The sequence below is a fragment of the Paenibacillus tabacirhizosphaerae genome, assembly GCF_040812395.1.
Lineage (GTDB): Bacteria > Bacillota > Bacilli > Paenibacillales > NBRC-103111 > Paenibacillus_E.
The window spans coordinates 127713-148261 of the sequence record NZ_JBFNXH010000002.1 but is presented as its reverse complement, the minus strand read 5'-3'; the positions used below and the strand labels follow the sequence as shown (position 1 = coordinate 148261).

The following is a 20549-nucleotide window of genomic DNA, read 5'->3' as shown; positions in this document are numbered from 1 at the left end:
TTTTTTCTAGTTGTTAGGATGACCTCTATTGTAACATACCTATTTTGTAAAAAGGCCCCCAGACAGAAATTATCTGCCTGGAGGCCAAAGGTTTTGACTAATTTTGTGCTTGCAGCAAATTATAGATAACCTGCGCGCTTTCCGCGCGGGTCGTTTGGCCCTGTGGCGCAAACAAGTTGTTGTCTCTGCCGTGAAGCAGTCCGGCGGAAACTGCCTTCTTCACGAAGCCGTCCGCCCAGGCGCTGATAGCTGCTTGATCCTCGAAGGATGCGTTCGCCGCTTCAGCTGCCGGATGACCCGTTTTGAATTCATAAGCGCGGACGATCATCGCGGCCATTTCTTCGCGTGTGATGGAATCATTCGGCGCGAAGGTTTGTTCGTCGCGTCCACTTACAAGGCCCGATGCATGGGCTGCCGCAACTGCACCGGCAAACCAGTCTGCTGTGTTCACATCTGTGAATTTCGAAGATGCGCCCGTTTTCAGCCCTAATGCTCTCACCAGCATCGCGGTGAATTGTGCTCTGGTGACCTGCTGTTCAGGAGCAAATGAATCAGCTGTAGCACCCTCGATGACATGCTTCGCCGTGAGCGTTCGGATGACGGGAGCAGCCCAGTGGTTAGCCTTTACGTCTTGGTAGGTTTTGGTATAGGCCAGTGCAGCATATGAACTAAAGTGGAAGACTTCAGCCTTGATTACACCGTCAACCAGTGTTCCTCCGACATATTCCAACTGTCCAGCGTCGGAGATGTAATAAATGCCGACGAGTGACGAATCAACGCCAGGAGCAACGGTAAATGTCAAAGTAACTGGTTTTTCAAAGCGCTCCAGCTTCGTCGCTTTTCCATCTTTACTTACGACCGATAGCGTAAATGTATAGGCTGTGCTTGCAGACTTCACAAGCTCGCCTGCCTGAAGAGCCGAACTATTTAATAGTTTCTGGACATCTTCAGCTTGAATCGGGCTAACTTTAAATGATAATTGCGCGTCTTTCACTTGCTCAGCAGGAATCAGTTGTTGCAGAGCTTTCAATACCTGAGCAGGCAACTGTGCTGTAAGATCGCCTTGCTTGATTTGCAGCGAATTAGCGTCTAATGACCTGATATCATCCAGCGATACAAGTACCTCTTTCTTGCCTTTCTCTACTTGAATAGATGCAGTCCCATTTCCGTCTTTCTTCAGCGATCCGGATGGAACGACAAAGGTATCGGCAGATGAGCTTGGCGCAGCTGGCGTGCCTCCTCCTGAGGAGACGCTTCCGGTTGACGGGCTGGATGGATTTGTATCCGTTGGATCGACTGTATGCGGCACCAAGACAATTGTACCGCCGTCATCACGGCTTGGCAGTTGTACTGTCACTTTCCTGTCTCCATCAACTGTCAGCACTTGATTGCTGTAAGCATCCAACACGCTGCTTCCGGCAGCAAATGGAACAGTAAACTTGATGGTTTTAGCTGTATTCGTTGTATTTAATCCAATTGCGAGCTGTTGATCTTCGTAGTTTTTAGCAAACACGAGATAACCTTCTGCATTCGAGCCTGCTAACTTGGTTCTTGTGCCCTTCGAAATAACTTTGGAATATTTCGCACGAATTTGCAGCAATTTCTGGTAGTGATCGTGCAGCGCTTTTTCTTTGGGATCAGATAATTTATCCCAAGGCATATCATTGCGGTTTCCACTGAATTCACCCTTGCTGAAATCACCGCCTGTCTTACCGGATTGCCCTAATTCTTCCCCATAGTAAATGACAGGCTGCCCTTTGGAAGTGATTTGCAGCGATGCGGCTACTTTCAATTTTCCTTCGTCATTGCCGATTCTTTCGGAGAGGAATCCGTTCTCATCATGACTGCTTAGGAATTGTCCCAACATCGCCGTGTTGTTTATCTTCGTATCGCGGTCTTCCAAATAGGTCTCAACGCCGTCAACATTGCCATTTTTGACAAAATCCTCTGCTTGCCCTTTAAATGCAAAATCCAATACGGAATCCATTTGACCGCTCTTTAAAGTTCCACCATTATTCTCCAGACTGGCTCCGAAATACTCGCCGATCATTTTGAAATTTGGATTAAGCTTTGTTAAAGCGTTCTTGAATGCCTTCCAAGTCGTATTATCTACATTGGATACCGTATCGACGCGGAAATAATCAATGGTATTGCCACGATCCGTGGTGGCACGTTTTAACCAACTCGTTTGCCATTCAATGAGCTTGGCGCGAACGGCAGGATCTTCCGTTTTGAAATCAGGAAGCCCTGCAAGTTCGCCCTGAACCGCCGCTTGAACGCCATCGGTCCTCAGCATGCCTGCAAATCGGTCTTTATCTGCTTGCGTAATCCCTTCTCTGTTGTCACTTTGCTTTAGACCGTATCCGGTATGATTCAAGACTACGTCAACCATAATTTTAATGCCCTTGTCATGCGCAGTATCGATAAGCTCTTTAAACTTGCTGAGATCGCCAAGATGCTCATCAATTTGCGTAAAATTCTTAGCCCAATAACCATGGTATGCATACTGAGTATCCCCGAAATCCACACCTTTGTTAAAATCAATATTATCAACAATCGGTGTGATCCAAATCGTATTGATGCCCAGATTTTTCAAATAATCGATTTTATTAATAATGCCTTGGAAGTCGCCCCCATGATACGCCTCTGGATGCTCTTTCTTTACATTCTGGTTATTCGTGCTGTCCCCATCGGAAAAACGATCCGTCAACATGAAATAAATTCGTGCTTCATCCCAGTCGAAATCCAGACTTCCGCTTGCCGTTTGTTTGGACTTAATCGTGACAGGAACAGTCTTATGTGTCTGATTGCCATACTCGTCGATAATTGTTACCGTCAAATTCTTTAGTCCTGCCGGTGTACTTTGCGTAGCCGCAATCGTCAGTGCTTGAAGTTCCTTATCTATGGCTACTTTGGATGGGCCTCCAAGTGGAGTCAAGTCCACATACATTTCCTTATAATTGACTGACTCTGAAGACGACAGCTGCACGTTCAGGACAGCATTTTGATCGTACGAAAACTCATTCGGCGTTACCGCAGCGTTAACTGTGATCACTGGATTGTGATATCTGACCGTCGATACGCCGTCAACCGTGTTCTTGGGATCAGTAATTTCCGTTGTTTGCCCTGCCTTGGTCACAAGGAAGGTATACGTATATGTTCCAACTTGTGCATCTGACAACGTATAACTAAAACGTTCCTCCGCTGTGCTGTACGCCATCGGATGCAACTGTCCATTGATTTTCACCCCAACACCCGTAATATCACTCATTTGCCCACTCTGGAACAGTGCGTCATCTCGGTAGTAGAAGGTAATCTTATGATCCGATAGCACAGGTCCTTGAACGGAAGGTAGGATGTTCAATTCATTGACCATACTGGTCAAAATAACTTTGGTATACACATCATCCGGATTAACAAGGATGGAACGGTTATCTGGGATGTCTTGTTTCGCTGTTGCCCAATCCGTTCCTTTGCGCAGAAGAAAGCCGACATTCGTCGTTTCAGGTGCGACTTCAATCCGTGCAATGTCAACGCCGTTTACAACGCGCTCAAAATTGATCTGACCGTCGCTCGCGCCAGTGTTCCATACCCATAAGTTCCAGTCATCATATTTCTGATCCGGCCTTACATATTGAACTTCAATATAATGCTTTACATTTGGCTTAACTTTAATTTGTTTAGTTGCTGTGATAACTCCGGCACCGCTTCCTGCAGAGGCCTTAATCGTCACAATGCCCGCGCTTTGCCCCGTGACTAACCCACTGGCATCCACCGTTGCGATACTACTGTCCGAAACTGTCCATGTAGTGTTCTCTCCAAGCATATCCTGACCGAATTGATCTTTCACCTTGGCTTCAAGCTGTAAAGTTCTAGTCGCATAGACGGAGCTGCCGCCTGAAACGGAGATGTTCGTTGGCACAAGCGGTGCCACATGGACAGTAATCGTTGCGGTTGAGGCACCGGCGATTGCTGTAATATCTGCAGAGCCGTTTGCGATCGCGCTAATTTTCCCGTTGCTGCTAACGGTTGCTACCGCTGGGTTGGAAGAGAGCCAGGTTACCTGCTGCCCAATCATGGCCGCCCCTGCCTGATCTCTTACGACTGCGCTTGCGAATTTGTAAGTTCCCGGGCTCAGCCCTAGTCCTTCAGGCGTTATACTGATGCTTGAAGGGACGGACTGCGAGCTGGTTTCTTCGTCGTATAGCACCGTCATAGACAACCCGGCAGCGTCAATTGAGCTTCCACTTACTGTGCGAAGCGTTGTATTGCCTGCTTGATTTCCGTCGGCAACGACATGCCAATTGGCCGCAGATGGAAGTGCCACAGGCGAAGCTGTGTTGTTCCCATTATAAATAACTACAATGTTTTTCCACTTGTCGCCGCCTGCGTTGTTCTTCAGTTGGAAGGCTACGACGTTGCCATCTTGTCTCAATATTTGCAGGTTTTGATTAATAGCTGCTTTCGTGTCCAACCGGAAGGCTGGGTGTGATTTTCTAAGCTCAATTAACCCTTTGTAGTAATCAAACACGGGCTTATACTGTTCCTTTTGCGCCCAGCGAATCTTATTGATTTCATCCGAGCTTGCATAGCTGTTTCTATCGCCGAACTTACTGCGCAGGAGCTCATCTCCCGCGTTGAAGAGCGGTACGCCTTGGGATGTAAGAACAATTGAATTCGCTAAGAGTGAGCGTTTGACTGTTTCATTGTCCATCACGTGAGCCGCGTCCACGGTGGCGAATGGATTCGTTTGCGCGTCGATTCCTTGCGTCGTCAATACCTTATCCCACAGGTTCAAATTATCGTGAACCGTCACATAGTTAACCGTTTCCGTAGGACTGTTCGTGAAATCTTCGATAGATCCTCTGACCCCTCTGACAATCAACGCCTCTCTGCCGGGCTCGCCCGTGGCAAAGCCTTTGCGGGTACCATCATTGTCGCCTTTGATCGCATCGCGGAAGTTATCGTTGAACACGGCAAAATCCGTATCCTTCTGAGCACCTTTGAGCGTTTGCATGGATATCGGCAGCGCTGTATTCCCGCCCGTCCATGGCTCACCGTAAACGATCATCGTTGGATCGATCTGGTCCTTCAGTTCACTCGTTATTTGCTTCATAGTCGTTGTATCAATCAACGCGAACAAATCGAAGCGGAAGCCGTCCACATTGTACTGTTCAGCTAGATATTTGACCGAATCCTTCATATACTTCCGCACCATCGGTCTTTCAGACGCCACGTCGTTTGTCACACCCGAACCGTTCGTATAAACGCCTGTCTCATCAGTTCGGTAGTAATATCCGGGGACAACTTTGTCAAAGACCGAATTGTCCGTAGACAAGCCGGACTGTCCTGTTTGGTAGGTGTGGTTGTAAACCACGTCCAACACCAATCGTATGCCTTTGTTATGCAGCGACTGAACCATCGCCTTGAGCTCAGTGATCCGTCTTGCCGGATCCTCGACCGCCGATTGGGTCGCATAGGATCCTTCCGGAACATTGAAATTGACGGGATCATATCCCCAGTTGAATTTGCGTTCCGTGCTGTTCGGATCATCCACCTTGAACTCGTTGACTACGCCGAAATCATAGAACGGAAGCAAGTGCACATGGGTGATCCCCAGCTCTTGCAAATGATCGACGCCTGTTTTGACATCGGGATGTCCCGTAAGCGTTGTGCCCGTTTCCGTGAATGCCTTGAATTTGCCGCGATCGATCGCAGAGATGCCGGAATTCTCATCCATGGAGAAATCGCGCGTATGCAGCTCATAGATAACAGCATCCGTCGCATTCATCGCCGGCGGCTTAAAGCTTGGATTCCAGCCGGCTGGGTTCGTCGCCGACAGGTCGACAATGGCCGATTTAACGCTATTGACCGACGATGCCTTCGCATAAGGATCGAGTGGGTACGTTTCTGTTCCGTCGGCAAATGAGATGTGGTATTTGTAATACGTACCGGCCAAATTTTTATTGACAACGGTCGACCAAACGCCATTATCGGCTCTTGTCATTGCTTGATCTGTACCCGAGGCATCCGCTGCTGATGGATCCGTGTACAGCTTAAGCGTAACGTTCACTGCCGTAGGCGCCCATATTTTAAACGTGCTTGCGGCGGCGTTATACGTCACACCGAGGTCATCACCGCTATAGAAATAGCGAGGATCATCCAGGATGTTCCGCATTATGACCGTCTTCGCTTGAAATCTGTCATTCGCTACCTGATACAAATGTCTGACATCGAAAGCGCTCGTATCTGAAAGCGTCAACTGCACTTTGTTATCGCCGATTTTGCGCGCAACTAGTGGGAATTGTTGGTCATTGGCGCTTTTGTCAATAAGTTTGAACGTGTTCAAATCATCCTCTGTCACAGGCGATGAGGTAAAAGCATGAATCGTGTTCGGAGAATCCATTAAAGCCGATGTTAAGCGTCGATCCACGATCGTGATCTGTTTTTCATAAGAAATATGATCCTTGGTTGCCAACAAAACGAACGTATCTCCGTCGTTCAGCGTCGATGCACGGTCAATGGTCAGCTTGTCGTCTTGAATGCTGACACCCGAGACAGGCTGCTTCAGCGACCATTCCGGTGTAACGGAAGAAGCATTCCCTTGACTGTCATACGATGTCCCCTTTAACTGGACCGTATCCCCTTTCGTTGCTGTGGATATATTGGTCGAGATGCCCGGAAGGATCAAAACAAAATTCCCACCGTTGTTCCCTATCCCATTATCCCAAGACTTGGATACAGGCACATATTTATATTCGTGTCTCCCCGCACCCAGGAATAATGTTTTTGTAAAATAGCCATCCTCGCCTTTGGTCATTTCAATCCCTGTGTTGTCCCAGTTATTAAATGAGCCGACTACGAACAGCTTACTGCTGTTGTTCGCATAACGGAACGTATAATTCCCATCATTCGTACCACCTACAACTGAAATCTCTTTTTTCACCGTAACGCCCTGATACACAGCGGAGATCGTTGCCTTCGATCCGATAACGGCATCCGCAGCTACAGAAATAACGGCTCCGTCGATCGTGACTTTGGCAGAGTCAGATGACCATACGGCATCGGCTGTTAAATCGACTTTGCTATTGTCTCCCAGATAGCGGGAGGCTTTCACTGCAAGTGTACCGCCTGGTTTGACTTGGGCTGACCCGGCCTCCAGATCCATGAAGTGAACAATCGAATTTCCATCTGAGGTTTTACTCGATTGGTTGCTTTCATCCGCATGCCCGTTATTCCAGCTTGCCCCTTGGAAAAATTTATAGGCCAAGCTTCCATTCGTCTTATTGAGATCATCTTTCGTAAACGTATAAGAAAGCACATTCTTGATTGTGCCATTATCGTCAACCAGACCGGTGTAGACCAATGGTTTGAAATTCTCAGCGGACCAATCAACAAAGTTTCCGTTCACATAAGTATCGTATGTAACAGAGGTTACAGAAACCGTCACGCTACCATCTTCGTTAAAAATCGGACTTTGAACAGTTGATGACGCGACCGCCGATGCGACCGGAACTGCTGCAAGGTTTGCAACCAGCCCGAACAGCATCGAAAGCGTTAACAAAACAGAAATGCCTCTAAGCCGAATCCGCTTCATAAGTGATACTCTCCTCTTCATAGTAGACTAAATAACATCTATGCAAACAAAATGCAAACGTTTGCATATAAACCTGAGCTCTTTCCACCTCCCTTGAAAAATAAAAACAACCCCGCTATCTCAAAAAGAGATAACGGGGTTGTTTTCGGTCAGCATCCGAAAATCAGTGCCCTTAGGTTGTCAGTATTCTTATTTCAAATATAGATTGAAAACGCTTTTATGTCAATTTCGTTTTCTTTCCTTTTCGCTTATTTGATGCCCGAGCTTTTCACATATTCAAGCCATTGTTTTTTATACTCCGCCTGAATTTTCTCTAGACCGGCTGCTTTTGCTTTTTCCATGAAGGTTTTAAGTCCGCTATCCACATCAGCAACCAGACCCGCTTCAAGCGGATAGAGGTATTGCTTCTCCACTTGCTCAAGCGCCGCTCTTTCAGCTTGGTAGCTTGTATAGTCTTCAGCGAAGCCGGTGTATTTGTCAGGCGACTGCAGTTTATCGAGTTGTTGGAAAATTTGTTTCACGCCGTCATAACCTTTGTCGAACAGCATGAATTCAGGATTTCTCCATGCCCAGCCTTGCATGGATTCTCTCGGGAAACCATTGCTGTTCGTATCGCCGATCATCGTGTAGTAGCCATTATCGACCTTATAGTTCTTTCCTTCGATGCCATATTCGGTTAATTGATTGTAGGTTTTATCCAGAACCATTTTCTCGTAGAATGCCAGTGCTCTTTCCGGATTTTTACTTCCTTTAGGCACTGCGAAGCCATTGTGAATCGGATGGACAGGCTCTGCATGCCCTTTAATCAGCGGTGCGGCATAGTATTCAAGCTGCCAATCCGGATGTGTGCCGGCAACTTTAATCTTTTGATCATTGAAGCGGCTTGGATTATCGCCTATATTAGCTGCGGCTTTGCCGCTTGTGATCAAATCTGTCATCGAATCCTTGACATTGAGCACGTTTTTCGACATATAGCCGCTATCCTGCCATTTTTTCATCGTTTTCAGCTCGTTCAGGTGCTCCGGGGAACCCCAATACGAAGTTACTTCACCAGGATTTTTATACGGAATTTGAATGCCGTAAGGTAATGCTCCGATAGGATCGACGTTTAAGTTTTTGTACAGGTCGGACAGATTTGTTTTAACATCGCTATTAGCGGCGAGCGGAATGATATCGGGAACATTCTTCTTGATACCTGCAAGATACGCCTCAAAGTTGGCAAGCGAGTCCGGTTTGGGAAGATTGAATTTCGCTCTCAAATCCTCCCTCCAGACAAAGCCTGTTGTCACGTATTCTTTGTAGGTTGCTGGAACTGTATAGATTTTGCCGTCGATCTTCACTGCATCCCACATATCTTTCGGAACAAAACTGTTTAATTTCGGCGCTGCTTTGGGAAGCAGGTCGTCTAGCGGCAGGAAAGCCCCTTTCTTCGCATAAGCCTGGTACTGCGTCCAGTCCGCTGTGAAAATTAAATCAACTGGTTGGCCTGAAGACAGCAGCAGCTTATACTTCTGATCCCAATCTGTCCATGTGGTGAAATTAAACTTGACTGTCGCATTCAAATCTTTCAGCGCCAACTTATTAATTTCAGCTTCAATAACAGGTAGGTCCTTTGGCGCATCCCCTAGCATATAAAATTGCAATTCGACTTTCTTCGACGTGTCAAGACTGCCAGGTGCTTTCGTAGCCTCAGCCGCACTCGTGGTTTGTGCTGTCGTTGTTGCGCCAGGACTTGTCGCAGGAGCCGTTGTGCTGCTGCATCCGGCAGCAACGGTGCCTGCGAGTGCGAGTGTCATCGTAACGCTGTACATCTTTTTGGCTTGGCTTTTCATCTTAATCCTCCCTTTTATATCATACCTCATCTATGTTAGCTGACGGAATAAATCCGAATCAGTTCTAACCTTTCACAGCGCCAATGGTTAAGCCTTTGACGAAAAACCGTTGAACGAAGGGATACAGGAATAGGATCGGACCTGTGACAATCATAGCCATCGCAAGCTTCGTCGATTCCGATGGAATTTCATGTCCTAGCGACACTCCTGTGCTTACGCCCAGCTGGGATATAAAAGAGGCAGCATTGATGATGTTATACAAGAAATACTGCAACTCGTATTTATTCGGATCGTTAATGAATAGCGAAGAAGAAAACCAGCTGTTCCAATAGTGCAGCGCTAGGAATAAGCCTACTGTCGCTATGCCTGGCATCGATAATGGAAGCACAACACGATAATAAATCGTGAAATCATTCGCCCCGTCGATTTTCGATGACTCGGTCAGTTCCTCCGGTATCGAGGACTTTATAAAGCTTCTCATCAAAATAATTAAGAATGGGGTCATCAGCCCTGGAAAAATAAGCGCCGCATACGTATCCGTCAGCTGCAAATATTTCGTCATCATGATGTACCAAGGAACAAGGCCGCCGCCGAAAAGCGTCGTAAAATAGATATAAAATGAAAGCTGATTCCGATATTTGAAATCTTTCCTTTGCAGCACGTATCCGGCCATCGTCATCATAAACAAGCCGAGCGTTGTACCGACAACAGTAACGATAATCGTTACGCTGTAAGCCTTTAACACTTTCTGCGGGAATGTGAGAACGGCGTCATAGGCCGCCAAAGAGAACTGTTTCGGAATCAGATGATAACCGTCGCGAATAATGGATTCATTATCGGTGAACGACCCCGACAGCAGCAGCAAGAAGGGAAATATGCAAATCACAGAGATAGCCATGATAATGAGATACGAAATGATGTTGAATGCAAGAGAATCAGTGCCTTTAATCTTCATTTGGAATCCTCCTTCCTAAGGCTAGAAAAGCGCGTAATCTTCGTTCGACTTTTTAATCAGATAATTCACCGTCATGATCAAAACGAAACCGAAGAAAGACTGGAACAGACCGGCAGAAGTTGCCATTCCGATATCAAAGGTCACTTTGAGCGAACGAAAGACGTACGTATCCAAAATATCTGTCGTGTTGTACAAGATCCCGTTGTTGCCAATAAGCTGATAAAATAGATCGAATTGACCTTTCATAATCGTGCCCAAAGCAAACAAGAGCAGAATAACAAATGTCGGTTTCAACATCGGAAGCGTAATCGACCAGATTCTCTGAAAAATGTTCGCTCCGTCTATTTTGGCCGCTTCATAATATTCGTCGCTAATGCCTGTAATCGATGCCAGATAAATAACCATGGTATACCCCAGATTTTTCCATACGTAGAAGATAACCAATAAAAAAATCCAGGCAGCAGGCGTGTTGTAAATATCAACGGGGTTTGACTGAAGCGCTTTCAATGTTGTGTTAATAAAACCTGTTTCATAATTGAACATGTTGTATGCGATCGCATTCACGAGGACGAAAGAAATAAAATAAGGTAAAAACATAACCGATTGCGTAATCTTTTTAAACACTTTGCCTCTCATTTCACTTAGCACAATTGCACAAAAAATCGCTGCGCCATTCACCAATAAAATGAAGGCAAGATTGTAGCTCACCGTATTTCTTGTCAATGTCCACAGCGCTCCTGATTTCCACAAGAACTTAAAGTTGTCCAGTCCGACAAATGGACTCCCGAACAATCCTCCGCTGAAATCAAATCGGGTAAAAGCGAAGTAAATCCCAACCATAGGTACATAAGAATTAATGAAGAAGAACAGTAAGGTTGGCGCTATCATGAGAAACAAAATTTTGTTTTTGTTTAGCTCGTATAAGAAACCATTCTTCCGTAGCATGCTGCGAAACCTCCCCTATCTCATTTTATAGATGGTGCTGTTTGTGTGCCATGCTCGCATTATATCCCCATCGATTCCATTCGCGAAACTGAAGTTATTCGCACAAATATGAACGATTTGCAGACAGAATCATTCATCAGGCTATGCACATTTTAAACATTCATGGATTTATCGGATTTTTATACGGTTTTTCTGTTATTTTACCGCTTGCTCTCCATTGCAACCGTAAATTGGGTACGATATACTTTTCCTACGAACCAGGGGGAGGCTGTTCATATGGGCAAGCGCACTAGGGACAATAAGCGGGTATATCGCAACATTTTAATGAGCATTGTCTTATCCATAGCTATCACCCTTCTTGTATCCTCGACGATTCTATACGTGAATTTCGATCATATTGCGTTAAAGCAAGTGTACGAATCCGACTCTAACAGTCTGACGCAAACTTCTCAGGAGATTCTGAAAGTGACTGAAACGGCAACTTCTCTCTCTTTCCAAATTTATCGGGATTTCGTTGTGACCAGGTTGTTGTTTTATGACAAACCTGATATCTATGACGTCACAAGCGCCATGACTCAGCTTAATAATTATCGCTTGGCCATGCCGTTTATCGATTCCATCTATGTGTATAATGGCAAATCAGAGCTCTTCTATGTCAGCTCCAACAATTTTCAAAGCGGGATTCAAACCAAATCCACCTTAGGCGACCGGAGTATGGTCGATATTCTGGATCATTTCCAGGATTACACACCTTTTGTGCCTGTACCGAGGACATTCAATCCCACCAATATCGATCAGCCCACGGTTTCAAAAGTCGGTATTTATTCCTATCTTTGCTATGATGCGATAAACATAAACAAATCTCTAAACTCAGCCATTATCGTAAATATCTCGGAATCGTTCATTAACAATTCCCTGAAAAACATGCCAAACAGCCATTTCAATAGCGAATTCATTATAGATAAGGAGGGCCTGCTCCTTTCGACTGATGGTACTAATCCGGTATTAAGCGATTATTCGAATAAAAATTATATCCGCAAGATCAAGGAAAATGCCTCCTTGCCCGGTTATTTCGTAGATAATGTAAACGGTGTCAAATCATTAATTTCATACACTGCTCCCGATACCTTGGGTTGGCGCTATGTGCGAACAACGCCTTACGCCATTATTACCCAGGAAATTACAAGCATGAGAGCCAAGACGATTTATATCGGCTTAAGCATTTTGCTTGCCGGATTGCTCATTTCGATTTTCACTTCACGGAAGCTGTTTGATCCGATTGATAAAGTGATACGCAAGTTGAAAACGCTGGAAATCGAGAAAAGGGATCATTTGCAAATCCTCCGTCAGGATTTTCTGCGGAATATGTTCTCAGGTCGTGAAATTTACGACCCTGTGGCTTTGCAAGGGAAGCTGCGTTATTTTGGCTCAAGCATCAATATTGCTCACCCTTCCCTGTTACTGTTAGTCAAAATCGATCAATTTGCCGAAAAAGTGGAGCAATTTCAAGATCAGTTTAAATTATTAAGATATGCCGTGATGAATATTGGCATTGAAGTCAGCGGCCCGACCTTTCAAACTGAAGCCATTGACATGGGCGATGATCATATCTTGCTGCTGCTAACGGCTCAAGATGCCGAATACGAGTGGCATCACGACGCTTTTCTTGACATACTGCACAGTATGCAAGCTTCCATTGCTACTTATATCAAGTTGTCTGTCTCCATCACGATAAGTCCTATCCAGGCACATTTAGGAGCTTGCACGCATCTCTATAAACAGCTTTTGGAAGCCTCTCACCATCGATTATTCAAAGGCCATGGCTGCATCATTTGGTCAGAGGAAATCATGAGCTACCGGTCCAAAGAGTATAAATTCCCCGTGCAAAAGGAGAAGCAATTGATTGATTGCTTAATGACCGGAGACTCGACCGAAGCAGAACATATCTATGCCGAAATCGTACGGGAGACCGCCGACTACCCTTATTCCGTTATTCAATTAGCGATCTCCCATTTAACCTTAACCGTCAATAACGTGCTCACGACGATCAATAAAAACAATGCCATCGCCGGTTACCTCTATTTGGATACGACGATAGCTTCTTTGAATCAAGTCGAGACGATCGAAGAAATCCATGTGCAATTCCGCCGCTTGTTCGAGCAGCTGCAAAAAAAGTTGGATGAAAAAAGAAGCCTGAAGCACGTGGAATTAATTAAAAAAATGAATGATATTATTGAAAGAGAATATGCCAATCAGAATCTTTCCTTGAATGCCATTGCCGATGAACTGGATATGTCGCCGATTTATATCAGCAGGCTATATAAACAGCACACGATGATAGCGCTTACAGATGTTATGGCTGATGTACGCATGAGAAAATCTAAAGAGCTGCTCATGCACTCAACTTTCTCCGTGGCTGAAATAGCGTTAAAGACGGGATTTACCAGCGATTCTTATTTTTATCGAATGTTTAAGAAGCATAACGGCATTACGCCCAATGACTTCAGGAGACAGTACACACAGCATTCGGGATGATTTCCCTAAAATAAGAAGGGCTGATCCGATAACAGATCATATCTGTCGGACCAGCCCTTCTGTATGAACAAAACCAACTACTACGGCATTGCATTGTTTTCGCCTGCACGTTATTTATCCGCAGGGCTTTCCGTTAATATAATACGCCTCTTTCTCATAGGTGGTAAATGCGACTTCAACCTCCGGAATGCCCAGAGCACGTACATGGCCTGTTATAGAACCGGCCACCAGGTCGCGGATCGCAGAACCCCTTTCGAACCAGGCAACTTCGATAAATGGATAGGTTTCGCATCGTTTCCCGGCAAATACCGAAGTATGACTGACACATTCCAACGTAAAATTATCGGTTTCGCAATCGCATATGCCCGCAAGCTGTTCGATCAATGATTCACTTAGACTGCAAACCTGTTCCACCGTTAATCCTCTTACCGTTATTCTCGGCAATGAAAGCCCTCCTCCTGCAGCAAAAACTAATTGTGCGCATTTACACTGTTGATAATTCGTTTCAGCTGATCATTAAAGCTATATATTTCTTCGAGCGACAATCCACAGGAAGCAAGCAGCGCCTGCGGGATGCACAACGCTTTCTCCTTGAGGGCCATCCCGGTCTCCGTAATCCGTATGTTGACAATCCGTTCGTCTTCCGCTGATCGCTGCCTCAAGACGAGCTGCTGCGCTTCCATCCGCTTCAGCATAGGGGTCATCGTGCCTGAATCCAAGTCAAGTTTCTCGCTCAGCTCTTTGACGGTACTTTCCTTCTGATCCCACAAAACCAGCAGAACTAAATATTGCGGATACGTAATCCCCAGCTCCTCAAGATATGGCCGATACATCCGCGTAATTGCCCGCGAGCTTGCGTAGAGACTGAAACACAGCTGATTTTCGAGCTTCAAAAACTCATTGCTGCTCATAAGATCTGTTTCCTTTCCAAGAGTCATATTGTGAACAATCGATTTGTTTCAAATGTATAGAATAATCGAGCCTCTGTCAATGCGATGCATATTGTAATATTGGACAGGCCATCCGATGACTTTTCAACAATTTTAACGTATGCTTGAATAGATGTATGCATATTTTGGGAGACCCAGCATTGCCAGGTCAATAAAGTTAATCATGCAAGGGAGTGCAAATGGATGAGTAGTCAAGTAGATAGATTCGATAACATGCTGAAGATTACAACAGAACTTTTTTATCCGATAGAGCAGGAATTGTTTCTTTCTGCGATTGATCTTCATGGCAAAAGGATTCTTGATGTTGGCTGCGGCAATGGCGCTTACATGAACAGGATCCATGACAGCTTTCCGTCCGCTCGACTAACAGGCGTCGAATATGAGGAAAATATTTACGAGAGAGCTGTACGAAGAACGAATGAGAAAATGACCTTTCACCATATGAGCTATGAGCAATTACCAGTGAATCAGCTCTTTGATGTCGTTATTTTAAGACTGGTTATTCATCACATTCCAGATAAACATCACTTTTGCAACTGGCTTAAAGGTGTTACTCATGATCAATCCAAAATCGTTATTCTAGAAGTCGATAATGAACAATTAAATGATAATCATCAATTGCCTTTGTTCAGCACGCATTACAAAAAATCACGTCAAACGCTTCGAAAAAACCATTTCCTCGACGTAAAAGACGCACTTAAAATTGAAATGGAGCACTTTGGACTGCTTCACCAACGAACAACCACTTACCGTATTGACGCTTCGACTTCCGGCAACAAGATTAAACTGTATGATTACATGTTGTTGGTAGCGCAGAATAATGTTACCTCTTCTGTTCCCAATGATATTTCTGAGGAACTTGCTGTATGGTTTCATGATTTATCCAGCACGCATGAGATACATATGTTTGGTATGGTGTTTCAGAATTTGTCGAAAAACTTAAAATAATGATAGATGTCCTTGGTATCTCATGATATGATTATCCACATAGGTAAATATACCCATTTTTTTAGAAATAAATAACGTCTGCTGATTCAAAACACAAGTACAAGCTTCTCCTCTAGAAAGGAACTGATCACAGATGAACTGGTTCGATGCCTACAGACCTCAACTTTCTGAAGTATTTAGTGGATCTGAAATTATCATTTCCAAGTTTCCAACGCCTCTGGACCGGCTTGGCCTCGATTATCTGGCCAAGTTCGATGCTTGTAAAGAAGACAGCACGAAAAATTATATTTGCTATCTACTGCCCTTTTGGATGGAAGACTTGGCCCCATTACCTGCGGAAACGATTAGAAAGCTTTCCATTGCAAACGTTTTTGTAATGCTCTACTTCTTCATCCAAGATGACATCATGGATTCAACGACGCACGAGCATAAAGCCAAACTTCCTCTTAGTAATTTATTCTACTTACAGTTTCTTTCTATTTATAGGGAATTGTTCCCCCCAGATTCGACTTTCTGGATCTACTTTGAGGAGTACATCATCGAATGGTCAGAGGCAGTTACGAATGAAAACAACGCTAACTATTTTATTGACGACATTGGCAAGGTAGCTAAGAAAGCGAGTCCTATTAAATTTGCTAGCACAGGAGCCTTGCTGCTTTCCAATCAGCCCCATTTGATCCCAAGTACCAGCCGCGCTATCGATCAAGTGCTTGTAACTTTGCAAATGCTAGATGATTGGGCAGACTGGCAAGAGGATTTGAAAGACGATGCTTATAACTGTTTATTAGCCATGTTGTCATCCCATCTTCAACTCGCTCCAGAAAGCCAACTATCAGCTGAAACGGTCAAACAATATGTGTATGTGCATGATTTTCTGCTACACTATTCCCAAATCGCCTCCTCCCAACATCAGCAATTCATACAGTTGGATCTTGAAATACCTCAGTTATGGTCGTTCCATGATTCGTTAGTCAATAATTTGCTGACCGCAGCAAACACAATCAAAAAAAACAGGAAAACGCTGTCACTTGGAGGACTTTACTATTTTTTGTCGAAAAACAATGAAAATTGATAGATGATATTGGAGATTCATGGTATACTTTTATTTGTAGGCAAATATACCCAATTCAGGAGTGATCATGATGTCAGCAGAAGAAATTTTAAAAGAAAAAATTATTCAAAAAGCTTGGGAAGACGAATCCTTTAAAAAACAGCTTCTCTCTGATCCCAAAGCCGCTCTAAAAGAATCCTTTGACATCGTGATTCCAGATAACATCAAAATTAAAACCGTAGAAGAAACTACAGAGCAACTAGTTCTCGTCATTCCTGCGAACCCGAAAGTAGCGTTAGACGGTTCAGTTCGCACATTAGGAGAATGGTAGTCATCGCATAAGCAAAAAAAAAAGAGGTAACTCACAAATTATTGTGGATTACCTCTTTTATTTGCTCGGACTATGATTGATTGCCGGGAACCGGATAATAACCTCTGTCCCTAAATTCTTTTGGCTTTTAAATTTGATGCTTCCTTTCATAACTTCGATAATTCGAAAGGTAACCATTAATCCTAGCCCAGTCCCCTTAGTTTTCGTAGAAAAGTATGGTTCACCTAATTTGGCTAATTTGGACGGTTCAATCCCTTCTCCGTTATCTTTTATATGGATGAAAACCTCACCACTCTGCCCATACGCCCAAATATGAATCTGACCTTCCTCACGAAAAGCCTCAATACTATTTTTAATAATATTGATTAGCGCTTGCTTTAATTTTGATGAATTCCCACGAATATGAAGGTCTTGCGGAATGTTTAAAAACACTCCTCCTCCATTCAAGGTTGCTAATGGAACAATAATTCCCTCAATTGACTTCAACTCTTTCGAAATGTTCAGTTCCGTCGTTTCCTCTAACTGCGGCTTAGCAAACGTTAAGAAGTCTGTTATGATAAGTGAAGCACGATCCAACTCTTCAATAGCAATTCCCATATATTCTTTGTTTTTATCGTCAGTCTTCTCAGCAACTAACTGTAAGAAACCGCGAGTGACTTGAAGTGGATTTCTTACTTCATGTGCAACCGATGCCGCCAAAGAGCTTATCATCTCCATTTTTTCTGAAAGCTGTAGCTGATGATTGTAAAATTCCAGTTCTTTGGAATAATTGACCATGAGATCTTGATAAGCAGCGAATTTTCTGCCTAGAATAACAATGAGGGTAAGAATAAATCCCACAATGCCCCATTTCCATAAAAAGATCTGATAGGTCTGTGAACTAAGATAAAACCAAATGAGATCAATAATTGCCATAAAGGAGAATATCGAAAATCCGCATGATAAAATAATCGCATCTTTATTTCCTCTTACTGCATGCAGAATAGAGTAACCTATTAGTAAAATAAATTGAACCATCATTATGCAGCCTAATATCGTGACAGTAAAAAAGAAATAGCTCTTGTAAAACTTGAAATCATAAGCAACATTAGTGATTGTACACAAGATAGCGAATATGGAGTATACAACTTGAAACTTTCTAAACCTTCGAATAATTGTAAGCTTGCCACCTTCGAAAACTTGTTCAAAAAAGAAGCTCAAGGTAGGTAAAAAAACAGCTAATGATATATCAAACAGAACATGTAATAACATTCCATATTCACTGAAATTTGCAGTCATAAATGGAGAGTAAGTAATAAAAATGATTCCCATCGCCAATATGACTACACTCAAAGAAATCCAAATAGGAATCTGATTTTTCTTCAACAATATGGAACAAATCAGCATAATCAATGCTATAAAAAGAAAACCAAACCCGAGTATAACACTACCCAAATCCTGAGTAACATATTCCCGTAAGCTTATTGAGAAATCATCGATTTTTATTTCAGAATGAATCCCCAAGCGTTCCATTGTGGTTTCCATTTTTAGGTAGATTGTTTTACCAGCATCTTTACTACTAAGCGGAATAAAAACCCTCTGCACATCCTTCGGAAAATGATAGTTAGTTTCATCAACTAGCTCACTTCCTATGTACACCTTAAGATGTTGTGCGAAAACTTCACCTATCAATAAAGCATAATGATTCGGAATTGTTGGCGGAAGCTTCAATCTCACCCAAGCGGAAGATACATCTTCCGGATTCATTGGGTACGATTTAGGATCAGTTACGGTCATCCATTTCTCAGACGGAAAATCCTTAACTAATCCCTCTACCGACTCTGGCTCATCCCCCCACATGATGCTCCACTCCGGTATTGTCTTACCTACCGTTTCATCCTCGGCGTAAGCCTGAGGCAAAAATAAACCGCCACTAATAATAACAACTAAAACAGAGATCCAGAATAATTTATATATCGATTTCACAAACTCTCACCTACTCAAGAGAATTACAAATAATAACAAGATAATCTAAAATTCGACGTTTTTCGCCACAATCCTGCTAATGATTAAGTAAACATTAGGAAAACTATACTAAACAACCCCCTGCGGGAAAATTCGCAGGGGGTTCGCTTTATTGCTCAATGAAGTTATTCTGTAATTATAGCAGAAAACAACTCACTTGCAGCAGGTTTTGTTGCTGCCACAACACGCCCGTGGCTCACGACATACCGGCATGCAGGCTGCTGCCGCACAAGATCCATCGCACCGCTGCCAGCCAACAGAATAAAGCTGGCAGGGTTCCCTACCTCAACGCCATATGTCTCTATCTGCAGCGTTCGTGCTGCACGCATTGTAATCATACGAACAAGCTCCGCTACGTCCTCGCGTCCTGTCATATGCGCGAGATGCGCAGCCATATGGGCGGCTTGCAGCATATTGCCGGTACCGAACGGATAAAACGGGGTCTGAATATCGTCGTGCGCGATACTCACATTAATCCCCGCTGACCACATTTCTTTGATGCGTGTAATCCCGCGCCCTTTGGGGAAGCTGTCGAACCGTCCTTGCATCGCGCTGTTAATGAGCGGGCAGCACACCACGTTCATTCCCGAGCGCGACAACAAGCCAAGCAGCTTCTGAAAATAAGCCTCGCCATAGTAGGCTGACGCGCTCGCATGCGCTGCGGTTACGCGTTCCCGCAATCCTGAACGAATCGCGAGGTGAGCAGCCGCTTCCAGAAACATGGACTGCGCATCGTCGATTTCATCGCAGAAAATATGAACGAAGCAGCCGTATTTCTCAGCAAGCTTAAAGCAAATATCAAGCGAGGCGATGCCCTCCTCGCGTGTCGATTCCAAATGCGGAATCGCGCCGATGCCATCCGCGCCGAGCAGCAGCGCTTCTTCCAGACGCTGCTCATTATCCGGACATGCACGGATGCCGTCCTGCGGGAAGGCAATGACCTGCACGTGCATGTAGGGCTTCACGCGCTCGCGCAGCGCAATGAGCGCGCGCAGTGCGGTAAGCTTCGGGTCCGAGATGTCCGCTTGGGTTCTCACGTGGAGAACCCCACTGATCATCTGCATCCGAAGCACCTGCCCGGCACGATGAAGCACGTCCTCGTAGGTGAGTACTTCTTTGCGCTTTTGCCAGAGGCCGATGCCTTCGAAAAGCGTGCCGCTTTCGTTCCAGGCGGGCTCTCCTGCCGTCAAGACCGTGTCGAGGTGAATATGCGACTCGACGAAAGGAGGGAGGAGCACATGCCCGCTCCCGTCAATCTCTCTTTTCCCAGCTGCTGCAACGCTGCCCAACATCACAATTCGGCCATCCTTAACGCCGACATCAACAAGTTCGTCATTGTCTAACAGCTTAGCTTGGCGAACCACAAGATCCAACATGTATCTCACCCTCTTTACCTCGCGG

The 20549-nt window shown here is 44.6% G+C and carries 12 protein-coding genes; 4 read left to right on the top strand and 8 right to left on the bottom strand.

The genetic code is table 11. The features are described from left to right. Nucleotides 1-97: 97 nt before the first annotated feature. The 4 genes from pulA to ABRS97_RS03540 form a co-directional block, all read right to left on the bottom strand. Nucleotides 98-7597, bottom strand: a complete 7500-nt coding sequence (gene pulA / locus ABRS97_RS03555) for a type I pullulanase (RefSeq protein WP_367811527.1) — start codon at nucleotides 7595-7597, stop codon at nucleotides 98-100. A 248-nt stretch (nucleotides 7598-7845) separates the two neighbouring features. Further along, a complete protein-coding gene (locus tag ABRS97_RS03550; protein ID WP_367811526.1) occupies nucleotides 7846-9429 on the bottom strand; it encodes an extracellular solute-binding protein in 1584 nt (527 codons plus the stop codon). Between the two features lie 64 nt (nucleotides 9430-9493). After that, nucleotides 9494-10384: a carbohydrate ABC transporter permease gene (locus tag ABRS97_RS03545; protein WP_367811525.1), complete on the bottom strand. Its 891-nt coding sequence runs from the start codon at nucleotides 10382-10384 to the stop codon at nucleotides 9494-9496. A 21-nt stretch (nucleotides 10385-10405) separates the two neighbouring features. After that, nucleotides 10406-11329, bottom strand: coding sequence for an ABC transporter permease (locus tag ABRS97_RS03540; RefSeq protein WP_367811524.1), 924 nt, complete (start codon nucleotides 11327-11329; stop codon nucleotides 10406-10408). Nucleotides 11330-11605: 276 nt separating this feature from the next. Between ABRS97_RS03540 and ABRS97_RS03535 the strand changes: the two genes are divergently transcribed. Next, complete coding sequence (locus tag ABRS97_RS03535; protein ID WP_367811523.1) at nucleotides 11606-13864, top strand: helix-turn-helix domain-containing protein; 2259 nt, start codon at nucleotides 11606-11608, stop codon at nucleotides 13862-13864. A 114-nt stretch (nucleotides 13865-13978) separates the two neighbouring features. Here ABRS97_RS03535 and ABRS97_RS03530 read toward each other — a convergent pair whose 3' ends face one another. Both ABRS97_RS03530 and ABRS97_RS03525 read right to left on the bottom strand, forming a co-directional pair. Next, nucleotides 13979-14308: a DUF1904 family protein gene (locus ABRS97_RS03530; protein WP_367811522.1), complete on the bottom strand. Its 330-nt coding sequence runs from the start codon at nucleotides 14306-14308 to the stop codon at nucleotides 13979-13981. Between the two features lie 26 nt (nucleotides 14309-14334). Next, nucleotides 14335-14775, bottom strand: coding sequence for a MarR family winged helix-turn-helix transcriptional regulator (locus ABRS97_RS03525; RefSeq protein WP_367811521.1), 441 nt, complete (start codon nucleotides 14773-14775; stop codon nucleotides 14335-14337). 222 nt (nucleotides 14776-14997) lie between these two features. Between ABRS97_RS03525 and ABRS97_RS03520 the strand changes: the two genes are divergently transcribed. From ABRS97_RS03520 to ABRS97_RS03510, 3 genes are all read left to right on the top strand, one after another. Next, on the top strand, nucleotides 14998-15762 hold the full coding sequence (locus ABRS97_RS03520) for a class I SAM-dependent methyltransferase (protein ID WP_367811520.1): 765 nt from the start codon (nucleotides 14998-15000) through the stop codon (nucleotides 15760-15762). 133 nt (nucleotides 15763-15895) lie between these two features. Continuing rightward, nucleotides 15896-16834 (top strand): hypothetical protein, encoded by a 939-nt coding sequence (locus ABRS97_RS03515; RefSeq protein ID WP_367811519.1) that lies wholly within the window; start codon nucleotides 15896-15898, stop codon nucleotides 16832-16834. A gap of 67 nt (nucleotides 16835-16901) precedes the next feature. Continuing rightward, complete coding sequence (locus ABRS97_RS03510) at nucleotides 16902-17144, top strand: NHLP leader peptide family RiPP precursor (protein ID WP_367811518.1); 243 nt, start codon at nucleotides 16902-16904, stop codon at nucleotides 17142-17144. A gap of 57 nt (nucleotides 17145-17201) precedes the next feature. Here the strand turns inward: ABRS97_RS03510 and ABRS97_RS03505 are convergent, their stop codons facing one another. Together ABRS97_RS03505 and codA are read right to left on the bottom strand one after the other, a co-directional pair. Next, on the bottom strand, nucleotides 17202-19109 hold the full coding sequence (locus ABRS97_RS03505) for an ATP-binding protein (protein ID WP_367811517.1): 1908 nt from the start codon (nucleotides 19107-19109) through the stop codon (nucleotides 17202-17204). Nucleotides 19110-19273: 164 nt separating this feature from the next. Next, nucleotides 19274-20524, bottom strand: coding sequence for a cytosine deaminase (gene codA / locus ABRS97_RS03500; RefSeq protein WP_367811516.1), 1251 nt, complete (start codon nucleotides 20522-20524; stop codon nucleotides 19274-19276). Between the last annotated feature and the right edge of the window lie 25 nt (nucleotides 20525-20549).

Bases quoted from the DNA above. Each gene is read 5' to 3' on its own strand.
- pulA (WP_367811527.1), bottom strand. From the start codon at position 7,597: ATGAAGCGGATTCGGCTTAGAGGCATTTCTGTTTTGTTAACGCTTTCG.
- ABRS97_RS03550 (WP_367811526.1), bottom strand. From the start codon at position 9,429: ATGAAAAGCCAAGCCAAAAAGATGTACAGCGTTACGATGACACTCGCA.
- ABRS97_RS03545 (WP_367811525.1), bottom strand. From the start codon at position 10,384: ATGAAGATTAAAGGCACTGATTCTCTTGCATTCAACATCATTTCGTAT.
- ABRS97_RS03540 (WP_367811524.1), bottom strand. From the start codon at position 11,329: ATGCTACGGAAGAATGGTTTCTTATACGAGCTAAACAAAAACAAAATT.
- ABRS97_RS03535 (WP_367811523.1), top strand. From the start codon at position 11,606: ATGGGCAAGCGCACTAGGGACAATAAGCGGGTATATCGCAACATTTTA.
- ABRS97_RS03525 (WP_367811521.1), bottom strand. From the start codon at position 14,775: ATGAGCAGCAATGAGTTTTTGAAGCTCGAAAATCAGCTGTGTTTCAGT.
- ABRS97_RS03520 (WP_367811520.1), top strand. From the start codon at position 14,998: ATGAGTAGTCAAGTAGATAGATTCGATAACATGCTGAAGATTACAACA.
- ABRS97_RS03515 (WP_367811519.1), top strand. From the start codon at position 15,896: ATGAACTGGTTCGATGCCTACAGACCTCAACTTTCTGAAGTATTTAGT.
- ABRS97_RS03510 (WP_367811518.1), top strand. From the start codon at position 16,902: ATGATGTCAGCAGAAGAAATTTTAAAAGAAAAAATTATTCAAAAAGCT.
- codA (WP_367811516.1), bottom strand. From the start codon at position 20,524: ATGTTGGATCTTGTGGTTCGCCAAGCTAAGCTGTTAGACAATGACGAA.